Genomic DNA, 22,037 nt, shown 5'->3' on the forward strand with positions numbered 1-22,037 from the left:
ATTGCTATCCTGCTGTGAACAGCATAAAATGAACGTTATTACAGATATCAACTGCATATTGCGGGATTGTGACTGGCAAGCAGGCAAGACCCAACGATGCAAAGGGAGTATTAGTGCCTAGAAAAAGAAAGGCATTTTAACTCTTCTTTTCGTGTTGGGCTCGTAACGGCGCCAATGACATTTCTGCTTTATATGTTTCGTATGCCCCGTCACCCGACGAGGGCATTTTTTGACGGCTCTGCACGCTTTACATTTTTCTCACTTTTTTCATTTTGATTGTCAACTTTTCATTTGATACGATGAACAAGCCGACTTTTCTTCAACAGAGGAGGTTTTTATTGTTTGCAAAAAGAAATTGCGAAAGAATTATTGCTCCTCGCAGGAGGAAAAAGCAACATTATCAGCATCAGCCACTGTACAACTCGTCTTCGTTTTGAAGTAAAGGATGAAACGAGAATCGACATACGTGCTATTGAAAATCTGCAAGGTGTGCAGGGCACCTTTTTCAGATATGGCCTGTTCCAGATTATTTTTGGGGCGGGTATCGTCAACAAAATTTATAAAGAAGTCGTTTGTGTGTGGGAGGCAGCGCCTTCTGAAGAGGCTGTTCAAGAGAAACATGCCAGACGCAAACTGAACCCCGTCACAACATTTGCTAAAACGCTGTCCGATATTTTCATGCCGATTATCCCGGCGATAACAGCAAACGGTTTGCTCATGGGGCTGATCGGCATGATTCGGGTCTTTCACTGGTTCTCTGCCGATAGCCCGTGGATCAAAATGCTGGATCTCGTGTCCAGCACCGCCTTTATTCTGCTGCCGATTTTGGTTGGCTTCAGTGCCGCCAGACAATTTGGCAGCAACCCATTTTTAGGGGCATTGATAGGAGGGCTTCTGACTCATCCTGATTTGCTTGATCCATCTATGCTCGGCAGCAAAACCCCCGCTTCCTTGGACATATGGGGGCTGCACATTCCATTGATGGGCTATCAGGGCGCCATTATACCGATTCTTCTCTCCATTTATATCATGAGCAAAATTGAGAAGCTTTTAAAAACGATTGTGCCCAAGTCACTTGATGTCGTGATCATTCCCTTTATCACTGTGATGGTGACAGGGTGTCTCGCGCTGATTGTGATGAACCCCGCCGCAGCTATCATCGGCCAGGTCATTTCACAATCAATTGAATACATTTATCACCACGCGGGCATTGCTGCCGGAGCTCTTTTCGGGGGCATCTATTCCACTATCGTTCTATCAGGCTTGCATCATAGCTTTTATGCGATTGAAGCGACTTTGCTTGCTGACCCTCATGTGGGTGTGAACTTTTTGGTGCCGATATGGTCAATGGCGAATGTGGCGCAAGGCGGAGCAGGACTGGCGGTTTTCTTCAAAACGAAGCAGTCAGGCCTGAAGAAAATCGCGCTCCCCGCTTCCCTTACCGCGTTTTTAGGCATTGTGGAGCCAATTGTTTTCGGAGTAAATGTGAAGCTGATCCGCCCCTTTATCGGAGCCGCTATTGGAGGCGCTCTCGGCGGGGCGTATGTAGTTGGGGCACACGTCGTTTCGAATTCCTACGGACTGACCGGCATCCCGATGATTTCAATCGTGCTGCCGTTTGGCATTGCGAATTTTGTTCATTATATGATCGGTTTTTTGATCGCGGCCGTCTCTGCTTTTATAGCTACATTGTTTCTCGGGTTTAAAGAAGAGACAGAATAACTGGATTTATTCGATTTCATTCATAAAACGGGGGATGAAAGGACAAAAGCTATGAAAATTAAAAGAATATTAAATCATAATGCAATCGTCGTAAAGGATCAAAATGAAGAGAAGATTCTCTTGGGTGCAGGAATTGCGTTCGACAAAAGAAAAAATGATATTGTTGATCCGTCTAAAATCGAAAAAACATTCGTCAGAAAAGATACACCTGACTATAAACAATTCGAAGAGATTTTAGAAACATTGCCGGAAGACCATATTCAAATCTCCGAGCAAATTATTTCCCATGCTGAACAAGAACTGAACATCAAAATCAACGAACGGATTCACGTTGCGTTTTCAGACCACCTCTCATTTGCGATCGAACGCCTGAGCAACGGAATGGTCATCAAAAATCCGCTGCTGAATGAGATCAAAGTTCTTTATCCGAAGGAATTCCAAATCGGCATGTGGGCTAGAGCGCTGATTAAAGAGAAACTGGGCATTGAGATTCCTGATGATGAAATCGGCAATATCGCCATGCACATTCACACAGCGAGAAACAACGCCGGCGACATGACACAGACACTTGATATTACAACGATGATCCGTGATATTATCGGCATTATTGAAACCCAGCTGTCGATCAACATTGTGGAGGATACCATTTCTTACGAAAGGCTCGTGACCCATTTGCGCTTTGCCATTCAGCATATCAAAGCAGGCGAAACCATTTACGAGCTGGATTCAGAAATGATCGCCATCATTAAAGAAAGATTCAAGGATGCTTTCCTATGCGCCAAAAGCATCGGCACATTTGTGAAAAAAGAATACGGCTTTGAATTTCCTGAAAAAGAATTGTGCTATATCGCCATGCATATTCAGCGCTTTTATCATCGGTCAGTGGCCCGCTGATAAACAAAAAACGCTTTTGATCATCTCAAAAGCGTTTTTTTCATATATAGATTATTGATTGATGGCCGGGTTTCCGATCGTATTCCACTTTGTATAGGACATGTAATGGAAATACTCATCACGATACGGATGTTTTGTATTGGAGTTCCAAGGCTTTTCTCCGCCGCAGAAGTGGACGATTGCCGGGTTTTCTCTCGTTTCATTATATTGCTTCCGTCCTAACAGTGTCGGAGGTGTTTTCAGTTTTAACATGATGTATGTTTGAGCGTTCCAGCGCGGATGAAGCTCATACCACTTATCATATAAGATCGCGTTCAGCGCATCTTGGTCATGTAACACAAGAAAATCTTCAGAACCGTTTTCATTGATAAAGTTGAGAACTTTTTCTGTGATGTTTTGCTTTCTCCAAGGTTCCATATCAATAACCATAATACCTGAGTTAAAATATTTTCCCGTGTCAGTGATATTCATTTCTTTCAAACGTTCATGCTGCCCCGCATCTTCCACAGCAGCAACGGTGTATGGAGCGATGTCCAAGTCCCATAGTTTCGAAATATCCTCAAGGACAAGTGCATCACAATCGACATAAATCATTCGCTTAATGCTCTCATCCTTAATTAAGTCAGGAATCGAAATGCGGTAATACGCCGCTTTTGTAATGTGGCTGCTTTCCACCGCATGTTCATACTGGTTGGCATCCACTTCTAAAAACTCAATCGGCACGCCGAACTTCAATGTGGTTTCTTCCAGCCTTTTTTTGTTATCAGGCTCAATTCCCCCATCAATCACATATAGCTTTACTTTTCTGTTCTGGTCCATGTTTGTCAATAAAGAAACGAACATCCCACCTAAATGACGAGCATAATTATCATCTGCGCATGATACGATATGCATAATTTCATCTTTCTTCAATGGTATTCATCTCCCTTTGTGTTGTACAAGTTACATTCCCTTTTTCAGAAAATTAAACACTAATCTCCAATATTTTTTTAAATAGAATGTGCTATACAACAAAAAAGGTGTTATTTTTTGAACATCCGATAAAGCCAATAAAGGATGAAAAAGCTCGCGATCGTAATGGCTTCAGCTGAGGCGATATACCATGGCCAAGGCCCGAGAACATCCAATAGCGAAGAGCCGCCCGGCTTTTTCGTTAAATACATATAATTCGCATTCAGCCAGCGGTCAACCAGATAAATGATCCCTCCGTACAGATTGACAATCAAAACAGTCACCCATAAAGAGCGCTGTCTGAGTCTGTACGTGCCAATCACCGCCATAAGCAGACAGGACAGAAACACGGACCCATGCGAAATAAAAAAGAGAATATACCGCACATGCGGAAATGAGAACATGCCAAGGTCTGGGGTCAGAAGCGCCTGAAGTGAGCTTCCGATGCCGACAAAATACAAAAACACAAACAGCTTTCTGCTTTTTGTCACCAGCATAATAGCTGATAAATACACAGACAAATCACTCAGCTGAAGAGGCAGAGAAGTCCGCACCGACCACCTGCCCGCGGCGATCATCCATATTTGGTAACCAATTTGTGAAGCAAGCAAAAGAAACACAAACAAATAGCGCAGAAATGTACTGAATGCCGGCCGGCTGACTGGCCGGCGGAACAAAAACAAAAGAATGGCAAGCATGCCGATCAAGCTTAATGTCAGTGCATGCTCTGTCGAAAACAGATGAAACGGATCGTGTTTATACACGCCTTGAACATATTTTTGCACAATTGCACCCCCGTCTGCGGGTTTTTCTTTATTGTGGTGTTCTTTTGGCTTTTTTTATGCAACCGAAAAATATAGGCTTGAAGTTCACCACCGTCTCTGCTACAATTCATTTCATAGCTAATGATTCTGATAATTTAAGGCGGCGACAAATGGAACGTTTAGATAAACAGCAGCAGCTTCGCAAAGAAGAGCATGACACACTCAGCAAGCTTAAACAAATGCCCGTTGAGTCACTCAACCTGGAAGCCATTTCGATCGCGACGAACCTGTATCGGTCTGCGCAAAGGCTCCGTGTCAAAATGGAGACTGAGGTTCTTTCTTCTTACAAATTATCTTGGACCGCTTTCTCCATTCTTTACGATCTATGGGTATGGGGCAAACTCGAAACGAGAAAAATCGCTGAGCTGTCAGGCATTTCAACAGCAACAGCAAGCAACGTGATCAAAACGCTCGAAAAAAAGGGCCTTTGCTCCAAAAGCATCGATACCAGAGATCGGCGACTTGTTTTTGTCACAATCACTGAATCCGGCAAACAAGCGATCGAAGACCTCTACCCCGAGTTTCACAAAGGGGAAACGGAATTGATTACGGGCATGACAAAAGAGGAGCAAAAAAACCTGACAGGACTGCTTAGAAAAGTAGCGGACAATCTTCATACATCATAAGCTTTGACGGGAATCCAGTAGCGGTTTGTCTCCCTGTTTCAGAGAGCCGGCGGAAGGTGCGAGCCGGCACACAGGCATACGCGAATTACCTCCCCGAGCTTTCTTTGTGAACGTTAGTAGCAAAGGACGGGAAACCGTTATTCGAATGAGCGGAAGACAATGTCTTCAACCAGGGTGGTACCGCGTGCATTGAGCCACGTCCCTTATCGGGATGCGGCTCTTTTTGTGTTTCTAAAAAAGGAGGAAGAACAATGAAAACATTTGATCAGCTCACAGCAGCACAGCAAAAAGAAGTCGAAAGACAGCTTGATCTATATATGACAGGCGCCCAAGAAGTCATACCGCCGGAGGAATTAAAGGCCAAGCTTGTCAAATCGATTGCGGCAGGCACACCGCTAAAAATCAAACTCGGATTAGACCCTTCTGCACCGGATGTTCATCTGGGACATACGGTCGTTTTAAACAAGCTTCGCCAATTTCAAGAAAACGGCCACATTGTGCAGCTCTTAATTGGCGATTTCACAGGAAAAATCGGTGATCCGACAGGCAAGTCCGCGGCCAGAAAACAGCTTACTGATGAAGAAGTCCGGCACAACGCCAAAACATACTTCCAGCAATTCGGGAAAGTGCTTGATCCAGAAAAAGTCGAGCTGCACTACAACTCGAAATGGCTGAAAACATTGCATCTGGAGGACGTTATTGACTTGGCAGGCAAAATAACAGTAGCCCGCCTGATGGAACGCGATGACTTTGAAGAACGCATCGCCATGCAAAAGCCGATCTCCCTGCATGAATTCTTTTACCCGTTGATGCAGGGATACGATTCCGTCGTTCTGGAAAGCGATATTGAATTAGGAGGAACAGACCAGCATTTCAATGTGCTGATGGGGCGGCATTTTCAAGAACGATACAACAAAGAAAAACAAGTCGTCATCCTGATGCCGCTTTTGGAAGGCTTGGACGGTGTTGAAAAAATGTCGAAATCGAAACACAACTACATCGGCATTGACGAACATCCGAACGACATGTACGGGAAAACAATGTCACTGCCCGACAGCCTGATGAAAAAATACATTCATTTGGCAACGGACTTGGAGCTTGAAGAGAAAAAACGGCTCGTGAAGGACTTAGAAACCGGCGCCGTTCACCCAAGGGATGCCAAAATGCTTTTAGCCAAAACGATTGTCCGAATGTACCACGGATTAGAAGCCGCTGAAGCAGCCGAACAATCTTTCAAAACAATCTTTCAGGAAAACAGCCTGCCTGAGGATATTCCGGCTGTGAACTGGAAAGGTGAGAAAACGATCGCGATGATCGATCTGCTCGTCACTCTTGACCTTCTCTCTTCTAAAAGCGAGGCGCGCCGCATGATTCAAAACGGCGGTGTCCGGATTAACGGAGAGAAAATAACAGACATTCACGCCGATGCAGAGATAGAGGAGAATATGATCATCCAGGTCGGCAAACGCAAGTTTTTAAAACTCCGATAATTTGATTTCCTGACGCTTATGAAATCGGCTTCATAAGCGTTTTTTTTGCAGGTATAAAGAACTGTCTTTTCAAAAATGCGCTTCAGTTTGCAGGAAAATCCTTTAGCATCCCGAAATATTCCCCATCCAAACATTAGGGGAGGTTCATGTTTATGAAAAAGCTTTTGACTGTAATGACGATGGCCGTTTTAACGGCCGGCACGGTTCTCTTGCCGGCACAGAGTGTCACCCCTGCTGCGCATGCTGTTCAAATATCAGATAGCCAGCGGGAGCTCCCATTCAAAGCAAAGCGTGCATATTCAACCATTTCACAGCTTAGTGAAACAATCGGCCCCAGAATAGCCGGCACATCTGCCGAAAAAAAGAGTGCCTTATGGATCGCTTCATCCTTGAAAAAATTAAAGCTTGATGTGAAGGTTCAACGATTCAGTATCCCTGACCGGCTTGAGGGAACGCTGTCTTCAGAAGGACGCGACATTCTTCTCCGGGCGGCATCCGGCTCAGCCCCGACTGAGGAAAAAGGTCTGACGGCTCCGCTTTACAATGCCGGCATTGGCTATCCAAAGGACTTCACCGCTGACGCCAAGGGTAAAATCGCCTTGATTTCCAGAGGAGACCTGACATATTACGAGAAAGCCAAAAATGCCCAAGACGCCGGAGCGAAGGCTGTCATCATTTATAACAACAAAGAAAGCCTTGTGCCTGTCACCCCAAATCTATCAGGACATACAGTCAGCATTCCTGTCGTCGGAATTAAGAAAGAAGACGGTGAAACTCTTATCCAGCAAAAAGAAGCAACCTTACAACTAAACGCATTCGCAAACCAAACCTCCCAGAACATCATCGGTATCAAAAAGCCAAAGAACATCAAAAACCCTGATATTGTGTACGTTACAGCCCATTATGACAGTGTTCCTTTCTCGCCCGGCGCAAATGACAACGGATCAGGCACATCTGTCATGCTGGAAATGGCACGCGTCTTGAAAAGCATTCCTTCTGACAAGGAAATCCGCTTTATCGCCTTTGGCGCTGAAGAGCTCGGCCTGCTCGGCTCCTCTCATTATGTAGATCATCTATCAGAAAAAGAGTTGAAACGAAGCGAAGTGAACTTCAACTTAGACATGGTGGGTACAAGCTGGGAGAATGCGTCTGAGCTGTATGTCAACACTTTGGATGGACAATCTAACGATGTTTGGGATTCCAGCCATACGGCAGCTGAAAAAATTGGATTCGACAGCCTGTCTCTGACACAGGGAGGCTCATCCGATCACGTGCCGTTCCATGAAGCCGGCATAGATTCCGCTAACTTTATTTGGGGAGATCCGGAAACAGAAGAAGTAGAGCCGTGGTACCATACCCCTGAAGACTCTATCGAACATATCAGCAAAGAACGCCTTCAGCAGGCTGGCGACCTTGTGACAGCCTCTGTCTATGAAGCTGTGAAAAAAGAGAAAAAACCAACCGGCAAGAAGGCACATATCAAGGCAAAAGCCTCTGATATTTATGAAGATATCAAATAAAAAAAGACGGCACATTGCTGCCGTCTTTTCTAATCCACTTCTTTCTTAATCCCCAGCATTTTTTCATCTAAATAGTGGGCAATCTCCGCCGCTTCCTTCAGCTCATCGGTTAAATGTTTAGGGACATCGTTGTTCAGTTTATAGTAGATTTTATGCTCCAAGCTCGCCCAGAAATCCATGGCGATGGTGCGGATTTGAATTTCTGCTTTGACGTATTCCACTCTGTTCGTTAAGTTCACAGGCATTTCAATAATCAAATGCAGGCTTCGGTAGCCGTTCGGTTTCGGATTCTGAATATAATCCTTTACCTTTACGATCCGCAAATCCTCATGCTGCTTCAGGACGTTCACGACATTATAAATATCAGAAATAAAGGAACAAATGATACGCACACCGGCAATATCGTGGATATTTTCCTTCATTTCTTGTGTCGTAATCTCGCAGCCCTTTCTCATGAGTTTATTTACGATGCTTTCAAAGCTTTTCACACGTGATTTTGTATGTTCAATCGGATTGTGGCCGTGAATTAAATTATATTCCTGACTGATAATCGAAAACTTTGTATCAAGTGCATCTAGCGCAAATTTATAAACTAACAGTTCGTTTTTCCAGTCTTCCATGACGGTTTTTAAATCGTCCATATGTGTTACAGATAAATCCATTTTCGTCATCTCCTTTAACGGATCTTTATCCGCTGTCCATGTACTAGACGTGCCTGCCTGCTGCTAGGTTCTATGAATTTTTTTACAAAATCCTGTCGAATGTAACAAAAAAAGACCGCACGAAAAGCGGTCTTCTTTCTTACCGGAAATAGCTGATCAATAATCCAATTGACAGCAGGAATCCGAAAAATGTATTGGTTTGCGCTGTGGATTTCATCGCCACAATCATATTCATCGGCAGTTCTTTTTTGACGAAGCCTTTCACCGCCTGAACCGGCTTAGGCACGCTCAAAAAGACGACAAACAGCCATGGGCTTGCAGCTCCGGTAATAACCAAGCCGACAACCCAAATATAAGCGACAGCAAACGATGCAGCCAGCAGAGTGACGGCTCCTTTATGCCCCATCAGGATCGCCAATGTTTTGCGTCCGCCTTTTTTATCCTCTTCGATATCACGAATATTGTTCGACAGGTTGATCGCGCCGACAAGAATCGCAATCGGAATCGAAATCAAAATGCTTTGCATATTGATCTTATCTGTCTGAATAAAAAATGAAATCAGCACAAACACCGAACCCATGCAAATGCCTGAGAATAACTCGCCGAACGGTGTATATGCAATCGGCAGAGGCCCGCCTGTATACAGGTAGCCTATCGCCATTCCGACGAGGCCGATGGCAGCCAGCCACCAGCTGCTGCTCATGCAAATATAAACACCGAGTAAAATGGCAATGCCGTATGAAGCAAGAGCTAATTGCAGAATCGTTTTGGGCTTCATACCATGTCTGACAATTGCGCCGCCGATTCCGACAGATTCAGCTGTATCTAACCCGCGTTTAAAATCGTAGTATTCATTGAATAAGTTCGTCGCGATCTGGATCCATAAGCAAGAAAACAGCATAGCCAGAAACAGCAGCAAATCAACCTTCACATAAAACATCGCCAAAACGGTTCCGAGAAGCACAGGAACAAACGACGCCGTTAATGTATGCGGACGCGTTAATTGCCACAGGATCTGCCCCATACTTTCTTTTTCCGGCGCTGTCTGACCCTCACCCTTATTTGTTTGGTTCATCTTCCTCTTCCTTTCTATTAAAAGGCTTACTTTTTTTCAGCCGGCCACTTGATGAAACTTGCGTTTTGCTTCCTTATCTATCATAATGACTTCTCCACCATTTCACAAGATACCTTAAGCGGGCGTTTTCCTTCTTATTATACGCTTTCTGCCCTGATTTCATTAGAGTTCTGCCTGCGCCTTTATAAACAGGAGCGGAAAATTTTTTTTAAATCATTTACGCTTTTTAAAAGTTAAAAAGTTCTCTTCATAACATTTATTCTTTCCTTTATAATGAATCAGTCAGAGAAACTTCATTCATCCTCTTTCAAAGATAAAAATTCACTTCTGAAGGCAGAAGCCGATATATAAATTTGAGGGATATTAGGGAAAATATGAAACTTTTTGCGCATCCGCTCGTCATATACTCATGTAATTGTCGAAAAAACGGGAAGGGAATTTGAATATGCTGCAATTGATGAAACAGCTGTATGAAAAACCCGCTGTCAAGTGGACATGTCATACAGGCTTTTATTTGTTGATACTGCTTGTTTTGTTTTTTATGTATGGTTTTCACACCGCGAATACCGGTTCTTATATTTATAACGATTTCTAATTGGAGAGAGAATAACAATGAAACTTTTAGATGCTATTCAAACACATGCGGAAAATTATCCGCAAACCGAAGCCTTCCGCTCTCAAGGCCAGTCGCTCACATATCAGGAACTTTGGGCGCTGTCTGACCGTGCGGCTGCCGCGATCAAAAAACGCGTTTCTGGAGAAAAGGGTTCTCCTGTTCTGGTGTACGGACATATGGAACCGCACATGATTGTCTCCTTTTTAGGAAGCGTCAAGGCGGGACATCCTTATATCCCGGTTGACTTGTCCATTCCGTCCGAGCGGATTGCGAAAATCATTGAAAGCTCGGGCGCCGAATTGCTGATTCACGTATCTGGTCTTCCTGTTGATATTGACAGCGGGCTGATTCAGACAGTTTCAGCGGAAGAACTGCTGGAAAACGAAGGCACTGTCAGCCGTGATCAATGGGTGGCGGGACACGAAACGTTTTATATCATTTACACTTCCGGAAGCACGGGCAATCCGAAAGGCGTGCAGATTTCTGCCGCAAACCTTCAAAGCTTCACAGACTGGATTTGCGCGGACTTCCCGATCAACGGAGGCAAAACGTTTTTAAATCAAGCGCCGTTTTCATTTGATTTATCCGTCATGGATCTTTATCCGTGCCTTCAGTCAGGCGGTACTTTACACTGCGTGACAAAGGACGCCGTGAATAAGCCGAAGATCTTATTCGAAGAGCTCAAAAAGTCCGGGCTGAATATATGGACATCGACGCCATCCTTTGTGCAAATGTGCCTGATGGATCCTGGATTTTCACAAGATCTGCTTCCTGAGGCGGACACATTTATGTTTTGCGGTGAGGTTCTCCCGGTTTCTGTAGCCGAAGCGCTGCTTGAGCGTTTCCCGAAAGCGAGAATCTTTAATACGTACGGTCCGACTGAGGCGACAGTCGCTGTTACGTCCGTTGAAATTACAAGTGACATCATCAGCCGGCACGAATCTCTGCCAGTCGGCTTCGCCAAACCGGATATGAACATTTTGATTATGGATGAACAGGGGAACCAGCTCCCGGATGGAGAAAAAGGCGAAATCGTCATTGCAGGCCCGAGTGTAAGCCGCGGCTATCTCGGTGAGCCTGAGCTGACAGATAAAGCGTTCTTCTCTTATGAAGGCCAATGGGCATACCGAACTGGGGATGCTGGTTATATACAAGATGGTCAGATTTTCTGCCAAGGCCGCTTGGATTTCCAGATTAAACTTCACGGGTACCGAATGGAGCTGGAGGAAATTGAGTTTCATGTGAGACAGTCTCAGTACGTGCGCTCAGCTGTTGTGATTCCGTATCAGCCAAACGGAACTGTCGAATATCTGATAGCTGCAATTGTGCCTGAGGAGCACGAATTCCAGAAGGAGTTCCACCTGACGAGTGCGATTAAAAAAGAGCTTGCCGCTTTCCTGCCGGCTTATATGATTCCGAGAAAGTTCATTTATCAGGATCACATTCAAATGACGGCTAACGGCAAAATTGACCGGAAACGCATCCGCGAAGAGGTTCTTGTATGACGCCTTACAGCTCGTTTTTATTCTTTATATTGCTTGGCATTCTTCTTCTGCCGACCATCATTCTCGGCTTGAACGGAAAAAGATTTCAGGCATACAACATGTTTATATCCATTCTTATATTGGCTCTGATTTTCTCGCACGACTTACACGGCGTCATCGCCCTGTGTCTGTTTACCATATGGCAGGTGCTCCTGATCAGCGGCTACCTGGCGTACCGGCAGAAAGCGAACAGCGGCTTTGTCTTTTGCTCGGCTGTTATCGCGTCTATTCTGCCTTTATTCTTGTCAAAAATATGGCCGTTTCTTTCTCATCCGCAGCCGCATCATACGCCTCATAACCTGATCAGCTTTTTAGGGATTTCGTATTTAACCTTTAAAGGCGTTCAGCTGATTATGGAAGCGAGAGACGGGCTGCTGAAGGAACAGCTTCCGCTTCACCGTCTGCTGTATTTCATCCTGTTTTTCCCGACGATTTCTTCCGGTCCGATTGACAGGTACCGCAGATTCGTCAAGGATGAGCAGAAGGCATGGACAAAAGAGGAATATGCCGATCTGCTGTATACGGGGATTCACAAGATTTTCATTGGATTCCTTTACAAGTTCATTATCGGCTATGCGATCAATACGTATTTCATCATGAACCTTCCGGCGATCACGCACAATAAGATTCTCGGGAATCTGCTATATATGTACGGCTACAGCATGTATTTATTCTTTGATTTTGCCGGCTACACGATGTTTGCCGTCGGGGTCAGCTATATTATGGGGATTAAATCGCCGGAAAACTTTAATAAACCGTTTATCAGCAAAAATATTAAAGATTTCTGGAACCGCTGGCATATGTCTCTGTCATTTTGGTTCAGAGACTATGTATTTATGAGATTTGTATTTTGGATGACAAAGAAAAAGTGGATCAAAAACCGTATGGCCGTCTCAAACATCGGGTATTTCCTGCTGTTTATGCTGATGGGGGTTTGGCACGGCCTTGCGCCGCAATATATCATCTACGGCCTCTATCACGCCGTCCTGATGACGTGTTACAACTTTTTCGAGAAGTGGAATAAGAAATATAAATGGCTCCCGTCCAACCGCTGGACAACGATTCTCGCTATTGTGATCACGTTCCATTTTGTTTGCTTTGGGTTTTATATTTTCTCAGGAAAGCTATTTCATCACCATCATTAAAGGAGATTAGAAAACTATGGATTTTAAACAAGAGGTATTAGACGTTTTAGCAGAGGTTTGCCAGGATGACATCGTAAAGGAAAACCCTGATATTGACATTTTTGAAGAAGGTTTGCTTGATTCTTTTGGAACAGTAGAATTGCTGCTTGCGATTGAAAACCGTTTTGATATTCTGGTGCCGATCACTGAATTCGACCGGGATGTATGGAATACGCCTAATCACATTGTAAACCAGCTGTCTGAGTTGAAATAATGAAAAAGCGTTTTTTCGGTCCAATTATTTTGGCGTTTATTCTATTCGCAGGCGCCATCGCAGTTCCATCTTCATGGCTGACAGGCTTCATCACCGATAAGCGGGTGAAAGAATCAGCAACAGCCTTGAATCCGAGTATGTTTCAAGGGCTATATTTACAAAATCAAATGCTCAAAGATCCGACATATCTTCCGATTTACGGGTCTTCTGAGCTTTCCCGGCTGGACGAGTTCCACCCATCCAATTATTTCAAAGTAAACAATGAGGGATTTACGCCTTACCTTGTCGGCAAAGGCGGGTCCCAGTCATTGATACATTCCTTAAACTTCGCTGCCCATATGGATCAGCTGAAGGGCAAAAAAATGGTTTTCATCGTTTCTCCGCAGTGGTTTATTAAGCGCGGGTCTGATGAACAGCATTTTGCGCCGAACTATTCCGCGCTTCAAGGGCTGGATTTGGCTTTTAACGAGCAGATCGACCCTGACGTCAAAAAGAAAATGATGAAGCGTATGCTGCGCTTCAAAGCTGTTCAAAACGATGCTGTACTTTCCGAGCTTTATAAGGCGATAGTGAATGGCCAGACATGGAAAGTGAACGCGCTGAAGCCGGCGGCAAAAGTATATTACAAGATGCTAGAAAAGAAAGACCTTTATTATTCAACGACGGAAACCACGGGACCAAAGCGTTATATCTCACAATCCGTGAAGGATAAGTCATGGTCTGAATTAAATAAACTGGCCGATGAATCAGGCAAACGCCACTCCGGGTCTAATGATTTTCACATCGACAATCCTGTTTATAAAAAGCTGAAGCCGAAAGTGCCTAAGCTAAAAGGAAAAAACAAAGGCAGATCGTATGCGAAGTCACCGGAATACGGCGATTTTGAGCTGATGCTTAATATCCTGAAAGACGCGGGCGCAGAGCCTATGTTTGTCACCATCCCTGTTAACGGAAAATGGTATGACTACACAGGCTTCCCGAAAAAAGGGCGCACTGACTATTATGAAAAGGTCAATAAACAGATTAAAGCGAAGGGCTTCCAAGTCGCTGATTTTTCAGGTCATGAATATGACCCTTATTTTATGAAAGATACCATCCACATCGGCTGGAAAGGCTGGGTATATGTGGATAAGGCAATTGATGAATTCTATAAAACCGGAAAGGTTACTTCATCGTGAGCATCTATTAGGACGCGGCTGCATATTTCCTGCTAAGATTTGAAATAGTAAAGGAATCACAGCCAGCTTGATAAGAGGTGTTACATCAATGAAGATAACAGACAATACGGTTTTGATCACAGGCGGTTCAGCAGGCATCGGGCTTGAACTGGCAAAACGGCTGCTTGAGCTCGGGAATGAAGTGATCATTTGCGGACGCAGCGAAACGCGTCTTGCAGAAGCGAAAAAACAGCTCCCAGCCCTCCATACAAAACAATGCGATGTCGCAGACCGCACGGAGCGTGAGGCATTGTTTGAATGGGCCCAGAAGGAATTTCCAAAGCTGAACGTTCTCGTTAACAATGCGGGCATTCAAAAGGAAATCGACTTTAAAAAAGGGACTGAGGAGCTCTTTGTGGACGGGGATGAAATTGAGCTGAATTTTCAAGCGCCTGTCCATTTATCAGCTCTTTTTACGCCTCACTTGATGAATCAGCCGGAAGCGGCAATTGTTCAGGTAACATCCGGGCTCGCGTTTAACCCGTTAGCTGTTTATCCGGTGTACTGTGCAACAAAAGCGGCGCTCCACTCCTTCTCACTCACGCTCAGACACCAGCTTCGCGATACAAGCGTTGAAGTGATCGAGATGGCGCCGCCTATGGTTGACACGGGATTAAATCAAAAATCACGTAATAAGCAAGGTCTGGCGTACCGCGGCATGACACCTGAAGAATATGTCCAATATTTCTTAGACGGCTTAAAAGAAGGCAAACAAGAGATTACAAATGAACGTGTCGAAGGTTTGCGGAATGCGGTCCGTGCCGATTACGACAGAGTATTTGAACAAATGAATGCGCAGGAGAATTAATTTCTCCTGCTTTTTCTTATAAATTTTTTACAAATTTGAGCAAACCTATTGCGATTATTTGGTGAAGGTATACAATAGAATATAAAATATTTTCAAATAAGTTTGATAATATAAACAATTTAACAACAGGGAGATTGACCATGACTAAACAAACGATTCGAGTTGAATTAACATCAGCCAAAAAACCGAAACCAGATCCAAATCAGCTTTCTTTCGGAAGAGTGTTTACAGACCACATGTTTGTAATGGACTACGCATCTGATAAAGGCTGGTACGATCCGAGAATCATTCCTTATCAAGCCGTTTCAATGGACCCGGCCGCAATGGTCTATCACTATGGCCAAACGGTGTTTGAAGGCTTAAAGGCTTACGTCACAGAGGATGACCATGTTCTGCTTTTCAGACCGGAAAAAAATATGGAGCGCCTGAATAAATCAAATGACCGCATCTGTATTCCGCAAATTGATGAAGAACAGGTTCTTGAGGGTTTAAAACAGCTGATCGCTATTGATAAAGACTGGATTCCAAATGCGGAGGGCACGTCCCTTTACATCCGTCCATTCATTATCGCAACCGAACCTTTCCTTGGTGTCGCGGCATCTCATACGTATAAGCTCTTTATCATCCTTTCTCCGGTCGGCTCATATTACAAAGAAGGCATTAAGCCTGTCAAAATTGCTGTGGAAAGTGAATTTGTCCGTGCGGTAAAAGGCGGAACGGGAGATGCGAAAACCGCAGGAAACTACGCTTCAAGCTTAAAAGCGCAGCAGGTAGCAGAAGAGAAAGGATTTTCTCAGGTTCTCTGGCTGGACGGCATTGAGAAAAAATACATCGAAGAAGTCGGCAGCATGAACATCTTCTTTAAAATCAACGGTGAAATTGTGACACCGATGCTGAACGGCAGCATTCTGGAAGGCATCACGCGCAATTCCGTCATTACTTTGCTTAAGCATTGGGGGCTTCCGGTATCAGAACGAAGAATTGCCGTTGATGAAGTCATCCAAGCCCATAAAGACGGCGTTCTTGAAGAAGCCTTCGGAACGGGTACAGCGGCTGTTATTTCTCCAGTCGGCGAACTGATCTGGAATGACGAAACACTGTTGATCAACAACGGTGAAACGGGAGAAATCTCTAAAAAGCTGTATGACACGATCACAGGCATTCAAAAGGGTACAGTTCCTGATGAATTTGGATGGACGACTGAAGTCGCAACGCTCACTGAAAGCAAATAAACAAAAAACCGGCCCAAAACGGGCCGTTTTTTTATGCTTCAATTTTGTTAAAGAACTGCGGCAGATGTGCTTTGTGCGCCTCCAGCATTTCGTCTAAGATCTGTTTGGCCACTGTGTCGGATGGTACGAGAGGGTTAATCGTCATGGCAAGCAGCGCTGTTTGGTAGTCGCCTGTGACAGCCGCTTCCGCCGCGACACGCTCAAATGATTTGATTTGCTGGACGAGACCGCGGACAGATACTGGCAGATCGCCTACGGCGATTGGCTTAGGGCCATTTTTCGTCATCACGCAGTTTACTTCAACAGCGGAATCATCTGGAATGCTTGCAATCGCACCGTTATTGACCGTGTTCACCGGCTGAATGTCGTGTTTATCATTGTAAATGGAGCTGATGAGGTTGCACGCTGCATCGCTGTAGTAAGCACCTCCGCGTTTTTCAAGCTGCGGCGGCTTGATCGCTAAATTTGGATCTTTATAAAGCTCGAACAGCTCTTGCTCTACCTTTTGCACCACTTCAGCACGGGTGCCTTCCGTTTGTGATGCTTCAAGCTCGTGCTCGAACATTTCTTTTGTTTTGAAATAGTAGCGGTGGTAGCCGCAAGGGATCATATCGAGTGCTTTTAAGAATTCTGGCTCCCACTCAGCGCCGGAGATGTTTTTCATTGTCATTGCGTTTTTCGGGTCACCCATCGCTTCAATGACTTTATCCTTCACGCTGACGCCGTCTAAGAAGACGTCCATTCCAAACACCATATGATTCAATCCGGCAAATTGAACCTCTACCCGGTCGACATCTACATCGAGCGCTTTCGCTACGCCCATTTTGATGCCGATCGGGACATTGCAGAGACCGACGACTTTCTTCAGGTTGGAGTAGCGAAGCAAGGCCTCCGTCACCATACCTGCCGGATTTGTGAAATTGACGAGCCATGCGTTCGGACAAAGCTCCTCGATGTCCTTCGCAATCTCTAGGATGACCGGAATGGTGCGCAATCCTTTAAAGAGTCCTCCCGGGCCGTTTGTTTCCTGGCCGATGACGCCATATTTTAATGGAATGCGCTCATCCATGGCTCTCGCCTGGAGCAATCCGACCCGGAATTGAGTCGTCACAAAGTCTGCATCTTTCAGCGCTTCCCTCCTGTCCAAAGTGAGGTGAATGTCGATCGGGACACCGGCTTTTTCAACCATCCGCTTGGCGAGCGTGCCGACAATGTTCAATTTTTCCTCGCCTTCAGGAATATCAACGAGCCATAATTCACGTACAGGCAGCTCTTTGTACCGTTTGATTAAACCTTCCACAAGCTCCGGTGTATAGCTTGAACCTCCGCCAATCGTTACAATTTTCAATCCTTTTGTCATATGCTTGCTCCCCCTTGCACGGTGATTTTTTCATATAGCTCAATGAATTCAGCCGCCAAATCCTTGACTGTCATGGCATTCATTAAATGATCCTGTGCGTGGACCATCAGCAGTGTCATTTCTGTTTTTTCTCCGCCCGCTTCACTTTGGATTAGCTCTGTCTGATAATGATGGGCTTTTGATATTTCATCCGCAGCTTCTTGAAGCTTACTCCGCGCCTCTTCGCTGTCGCCGTTTTTCGCGGCGGCGATCGCTTCCATTGCGGAGCTCCTTCCGTTTCCTCCGTGAAGAATGATTTGAAAAATAATTTGCTCCATTTTCTCATTCACACCACTCACTCCTTTCTTTACAAAGCCGCCTCTTTGTCGTCTGAAACAGCAGGCGTTTGAACGAGTTCTAATTCGTTTTCTTCCTTCAGCTTCTGTTTATCCCACATTCTGAAGAACGGGTAGTAGACAACAAAGGAAACGGCGATATTAATGGCTTGCATGACCGCGCCTGATACTTTGCCTCCTGTCGCTAAGTAGCCTGAAAAGATCGGCGGCATGGTCCACGGGACTGCGATACCCGCAGGTTTGGCGACAAGTCCGGTGCTCATTCCGATGTATGTGAGTGTCAGTGTGATAAGCGGCGTGACGATAAACGGAATCAAGAGCATCGGGTTCATGACGATCGGCATTCCAAAAATGATCGGTTCGTTAATATTGAAGACCGCCGGGCCGACCGCAAGCTTTCCGAGCTGCTTCATTTGTTTGCTTCGGGCGCGAAGGAACATCGTGACAACCAGTGCAAGAGTGGCACCGCTTCCGCCGATATTGACCCAGATATCGAAAAATTGCTGGGTGAAAATCTTAGGCAGCTCCTCACCGGCTTGGAACGCGATCCGGTTGACATCCATGGCGCCGTACCAAATCGGTGCCATGACGCCGCCGACAATGTTAGCGCCATGAAGACCGCAGGCCCATAAAAGCATTTTGACGGCTTCTGCGATAAGGCTGCCCCCGAGGCTTCCGCCAAGAATGGAGAGCGGCGTCCCCAGTAAAACGCTTACAATATTATGAAGGCTTTCAAACGGTGTCGCTTCAACAATCAGTCGTGCTGCCCAAATCAGGAAGATGACGGCAAAGCCGGGGATTAAAGCGACAAATGACTTGCTGACCGCCGGCGGAACACCATCCGGCATTTTAAAAACCATATTGCGCTGGATAATGAGACGGTAAATCTCTGTTGACACCATCGCGATAATCATGGCGACAAACAGGCCTTTACTTCCCATCAGCGAAAGCGGAATACCGCCGCTGACCATCATCTCTTTCGTCGAGCCATCCGGCGTAAACGGCACTTGATACGGTGTCGCTAAGAGGAAAGCCGCAAGGGAGATGGCACCGGCTGACAAGGCATCGACCCCATATTTCTCCGCCAGCCTGTAGGCGATGCCGAATGCGGCGACAAGCCCCATAATTTCAAAGGTGGCGTCAACCGGGTAAGCGAGCTTCTCAGACCAGGCGCTGCCGAACGTTTTTGCCATAAAATCGGCATATCCGGGAATTGGGAGGTTGCCGATGATGAGGAAAAAGGAGCCGATGATAATAAGCGGCATTGTTAAAATGATACCGTCACGGAGCGCCTGCAAATGACGCTGCCCCGCAATTCTTCCCGCTATAGGCATGACCTTCTCTTCTAACAACTGATTGACTTTATTCACATAGCCCGCCCCTCTCTATGACGCGTTTCCAAGCTGTTCAGCCGATTTCAGCACTTCCGCTCCGTTGCACGTCCCATAATGGACTGTGTTAATGACGTCTACCGGAACACCCTTTGATTCTCCTAGTTTTTTCAGCTGAGGAAGCAGGTAACGGACTTGCGGGCCGAGGAGCAATACATCCGCTTTATCGATATGATTTTGTACAGAATCACCTGATACTGCCCAAATGGTATAGTCTTTTCCTTGTTCCTGCGCACTTTTTTCCATCTTGCTGACGAGTAAGCTTGTTGACATGCCTGCTGCACAAACGAGTAATATATTCATGTAATAGACCCCCTAAGAGTTTGATAGAATTTGTATGTCCTGCTGTTGATAACATCATATTATGAAATCGCTTTCATAAACACTCAAGGTTTTTCCGCAGGAAACGGAAAAAAGGTATATCCAGGCTGTCAGTTTATCGTTTTTTGTCAAACACATCGGAGAGCTCTTGGTACGTGCGGCTTTTTAACAGCTGGCTTACCGCTGCCGGATCATCCAAAATGCTGCCGAGCAGTTTATACATGCTTTGCAAATCCGCTTTGTTTTCCTTTTCGACACAAAGCAGGCAAACAAATTGAACCCGTTTATTCTCCCAGTCTATCGGCTTTTTGAGCGTACAGACGGCCCAAAATGTCGTTTGCGTCTGCGGGACGAGCGGGTGCGGAATGGCCACGAGGTTGCCGAAGCACGTTGGCGACATCTCTTCTCTATCAAATACAGAATCTATGAGCTCCTTATTCGCATAGCCGCCGTCCACTGCTTTCTGACCTAAAAATTGAATCACTTCTTCTTTCGAACGCAGATCCTTCTGGAAAAAAACGAGATCCTTTTTGAGATAGCTGACAGCTTTTTCTTGCTCATCATTGAGAATGGATTCTATTTTTGTAAAATCGGTTCCGCCTAAGATGGTGTTTACCTTCAGTACAGGCACAGGGAGTTCTTTTTTGATCGGAATGGTGCTGACGACAAAATCAATCGATTCATAAGACAACTGGTCAAGACTGTAATATTCAGCCGTGCCGAGAATATCGATCCGTTTGCCGAAGTGGGAGCGAAGTTTTTCCCTCAGAAGCTGGGCGCTTCCCGCACCTGATGCACAAACGATGATGCAGCGCTTCGGCGGGCTTTCTGTTTTCTTCCGTTCAATTGCGGCGCCGAAGTGCAGCGCTAAATAACCGACTTCATTTTCATGAATATCGATGCCCGTTTTTTCTCTTATGACGATTCCGGCGATGATTCCGGCCTCAAAGGCGAGAGGATAATTTTCTTTGATCGCTGCCAGCATTGGATTTCTTAGATTCATGCCATACCGGTTGCGGGTGACAGCGGGTTTTACATGCAGTGCTAAGCCAATTTTCAGCTCTTGATCATGCAGGATGCCGAGCTTTAATTCTCGGTCGACCGCTTCGATCATGGCGGCAGTCAGCCGATCTGTTTCTTCATCTATTGAAAATTCGACTTCTCCGCACTGCGGCTGTGTCATTCGTTTCGTGCCGAGAAGATGCATGGCGATATAAGCCGTTTCATTTTCCGGAAACGTGACGCTAAGGGCTGATTCCAGTTCTTTCACAATGGCTTCAGCAGCCTGGTATTCTTTTTGATGCAAAATGTGATCCATATCTTCCGGGAAAAGAGAAACATAGTGTTCCGTTCTGATCCGCTTACAGGCGATGGCGATATGAATGATGAGGTTATTCAATCCAAGGTTAGACAGAGGAATCCGGTCATTTTTAATCTTTCTCATAATCACAGAATGGATGATCTCGACTTCTTCCTTTGGCAAAATATCAGCCTTTTCATTCAGAACATCAATCTCTGTTTCTCTTTCATCAACAATATACTCCGCCATACAGTACCTCATCTGCACCTCGTCTCCGCGCAGCTTGAAGCCGTAATTCGGGCGTGTTTCCATGACAATGCGGTAAGGAAGCAGCCGTTTCTTCACTTCCTTTAAATCGGTTTGGAGTGTAGATTTTGAGATAAAAAGTTCTTCGGCCAGCTCATCCAGCTTGAGATAATGCTCCGCCAGCAGCAGCCGTTTCATGAGATATGTAATCCTCTCCTCGGGAAATACCGGCAGCCCCTTTTTCTGCTGAAACGCGTCTTGCAGCAGCGTTCTAAAGGTCTGCTCGTCATGAATGCGCAGCTTGTATCCCGAGCCTCTTACCGATTGAACCAAGGCGCCATGGCCGCTTATCACATCTTGGAGTTCCTTTATATCATTGCGGACCGTCCGCGTCGTCACATGTAAATGTGCGGCAAATACCGAGCTTGTCACCGGAACTTCAGCCGCCATCAATAAGCGCAGAATTTCACGAAGTCGCCCATGCAGCATGAGAAAAACCTCCTAT

General features: G+C 45.5%; 21 protein-coding genes and 1 other annotated feature. Of the genes, 12 read left to right on the top strand and 9 right to left on the bottom strand.

The genetic code is table 11. The annotated features are described in order from the left end of the window. The first annotated feature begins 342 nt into the window (after positions 1–342). Both P3L57_RS19245 and sacY read left to right on the top strand, forming a co-directional pair. Positions 343–1,722, top strand: coding sequence for a sucrose-specific PTS transporter subunit IIBC (locus tag P3L57_RS19245; protein WP_044159961.1), 1,380 nt, complete (start codon positions 343–345; stop codon positions 1,720–1,722). A gap of 51 nt (positions 1,723–1,773) precedes the next feature. Next, entirely contained in the window at positions 1,774–2,616 is an 843-nt protein-coding gene (gene sacY, locus P3L57_RS19250; protein WP_059292691.1) for a transcription antiterminator SacY, read from the top strand. 51 nt (positions 2,617–2,667) lie between these two features. Here the strand turns inward: sacY and P3L57_RS19255 are convergent, their stop codons facing one another. Further along, a complete protein-coding gene (locus tag P3L57_RS19255) occupies positions 2,668–3,528 on the bottom strand; it encodes a glycosyltransferase family 8 protein (protein ID WP_044159962.1) in 861 nt (286 codons plus the stop codon). A 110-nt stretch (positions 3,529–3,638) separates the two neighbouring features. After that, positions 3,639–4,352, bottom strand: a complete 714-nt coding sequence (locus P3L57_RS19260; RefSeq protein ID WP_059292258.1) for a YwaF family protein — start codon at positions 4,350–4,352, stop codon at positions 3,639–3,641. A gap of 149 nt (positions 4,353–4,501) precedes the next feature. On the opposite strand from P3L57_RS19260, the gene P3L57_RS19265 reads away from it, so the two are divergent. From P3L57_RS19265 to P3L57_RS19275, 3 genes are all read left to right on the top strand, one after another. Further along, a complete protein-coding gene (locus P3L57_RS19265) occupies positions 4,502–5,017 on the top strand; it encodes a MarR family transcriptional regulator (protein ID WP_069486742.1) in 516 nt (171 codons plus the stop codon). Next, positions 5,012–5,224, top strand: a binding site (T-box leader). (Overlaps the previous gene by 6 nt.) Before the next feature lie 44 nt (positions 5,225–5,268). Next, complete coding sequence (gene tyrS / locus P3L57_RS19270; RefSeq protein WP_069486741.1) at positions 5,269–6,507, top strand: tyrosine--tRNA ligase; 1,239 nt, start codon at positions 5,269–5,271, stop codon at positions 6,505–6,507. Between the two features lie 152 nt (positions 6,508–6,659). Beyond that, a complete protein-coding gene (locus P3L57_RS19275; RefSeq protein ID WP_044159970.1) occupies positions 6,660–8,027 on the top strand; it encodes a M28 family metallopeptidase in 1,368 nt (455 codons plus the stop codon). A gap of 29 nt (positions 8,028–8,056) precedes the next feature. On the opposite strand, the gene ywaC is transcribed toward P3L57_RS19275, so the two are convergent. Both ywaC and P3L57_RS19285 read right to left on the bottom strand, forming a co-directional pair. Beyond that, positions 8,057–8,689 carry a GTP pyrophosphokinase YwaC gene (gene ywaC / locus P3L57_RS19280; RefSeq protein ID WP_059292252.1) on the bottom strand — a complete coding sequence of 211 codons (633 nt, stop codon included), beginning with the start codon at positions 8,687–8,689 and terminating at the stop codon, positions 8,057–8,059. Positions 8,690–8,828: 139 nt separating this feature from the next. Beyond that, positions 8,829–9,764, bottom strand: coding sequence for a 1,4-dihydroxy-2-naphthoate polyprenyltransferase (locus tag P3L57_RS19285; RefSeq protein WP_044159973.1), 936 nt, complete (start codon positions 9,762–9,764; stop codon positions 8,829–8,831). Between the two features lie 445 nt (positions 9,765–10,209). Here P3L57_RS19285 and P3L57_RS19290 point away from each other — a divergent pair, with 445 nt between their 5' ends. The 7 genes from P3L57_RS19290 (at position 10,210) to P3L57_RS19320 (ending at position 16,579) form a co-directional block, all read left to right on the top strand. Then, positions 10,210–10,359, top strand: a complete 150-nt coding sequence (locus tag P3L57_RS19290) for a teichoic acid D-Ala incorporation-associated protein DltX (protein ID WP_010332387.1) — start codon at positions 10,210–10,212, stop codon at positions 10,357–10,359. 17 nt (positions 10,360–10,376) lie between these two features. After that, complete coding sequence (gene dltA, locus P3L57_RS19295) at positions 10,377–11,885, top strand: D-alanine--poly(phosphoribitol) ligase subunit DltA (protein WP_069486740.1); 1,509 nt, start codon at positions 10,377–10,379, stop codon at positions 11,883–11,885. Then, positions 11,882–13,069, top strand: a complete 1,188-nt coding sequence (gene dltB / locus P3L57_RS19300) for a D-alanyl-lipoteichoic acid biosynthesis protein DltB (protein WP_024123328.1) — start codon at positions 11,882–11,884, stop codon at positions 13,067–13,069. Before dltA ends, dltB begins: the two co-directional genes overlap by 4 nt. 16 nt (positions 13,070–13,085) lie before the next feature. Next, entirely contained in the window at positions 13,086–13,322 is a 237-nt protein-coding gene (dltC, locus tag P3L57_RS19305; RefSeq protein ID WP_044159978.1) for a D-alanine--poly(phosphoribitol) ligase subunit DltC, read from the top strand. Further along, positions 13,322–14,500, top strand: coding sequence for a D-alanyl-lipoteichoic acid biosynthesis protein DltD (gene dltD / locus P3L57_RS19310; protein ID WP_069486739.1), 1,179 nt, complete (start codon positions 13,322–13,324; stop codon positions 14,498–14,500). The genes dltC and dltD overlap by 1 nt, the downstream gene beginning before the upstream one ends. Before the next feature lie 88 nt (positions 14,501–14,588). Next, positions 14,589–15,347: an SDR family oxidoreductase gene (locus P3L57_RS19315; RefSeq protein WP_069486738.1), complete on the top strand. Its 759-nt coding sequence runs from the start codon at positions 14,589–14,591 to the stop codon at positions 15,345–15,347. Between the two features lie 140 nt (positions 15,348–15,487). After that, positions 15,488–16,579: a branched-chain amino acid aminotransferase gene (locus tag P3L57_RS19320; protein ID WP_069486737.1), complete on the top strand. Its 1,092-nt coding sequence runs from the start codon at positions 15,488–15,490 to the stop codon at positions 16,577–16,579. 31 nt (positions 16,580–16,610) lie between these two features. On the opposite strand, the gene licH is transcribed toward P3L57_RS19320, so the two are convergent. The 5 genes from licH to licR form a co-directional block, all read right to left on the bottom strand. Beyond that, the gene (gene licH / locus P3L57_RS19325; protein WP_059353308.1) at positions 16,611–17,939 is read right to left on the bottom strand and encodes a 6-phospho-beta-glucosidase LicH; all 1,329 of its coding nucleotides are present in this window, start codon (positions 17,937–17,939) and stop codon (positions 16,611–16,613) included. Next, complete coding sequence (gene licA / locus P3L57_RS19330) at positions 17,936–18,268, bottom strand: PTS lichenan transporter subunit IIA (protein WP_044159987.1); 333 nt, start codon at positions 18,266–18,268, stop codon at positions 17,936–17,938. Before licA ends, licH begins: the two co-directional genes overlap by 4 nt. A 17-nt stretch (positions 18,269–18,285) precedes the next feature. Next, positions 18,286–19,644: a PTS lichenan transporter subunit IIC gene (licC, locus tag P3L57_RS19335; RefSeq protein ID WP_044159989.1), complete on the bottom strand. Its 1,359-nt coding sequence runs from the start codon at positions 19,642–19,644 to the stop codon at positions 18,286–18,288. Between the two features lie 15 nt (positions 19,645–19,659). Further along, positions 19,660–19,968, bottom strand: a complete 309-nt coding sequence (gene licB, locus P3L57_RS19340; protein WP_010332396.1) for a PTS lichenan transporter subunit IIB — start codon at positions 19,966–19,968, stop codon at positions 19,660–19,662. Between the two features lie 133 nt (positions 19,969–20,101). Beyond that, positions 20,102–22,021: a transcriptional regulator LicR gene (licR, locus tag P3L57_RS19345; protein ID WP_069486736.1), complete on the bottom strand. Its 1,920-nt coding sequence runs from the start codon at positions 22,019–22,021 to the stop codon at positions 20,102–20,104. Between the last annotated feature and the right edge of the window lie 16 nt (positions 22,022–22,037).

Source organism: Bacillus sp. B28 (assembly GCF_029536185.1).
Classification (GTDB): Bacteria; Bacillota; Bacilli; order Bacillales; family Bacillaceae; genus Bacillus; species Bacillus halotolerans.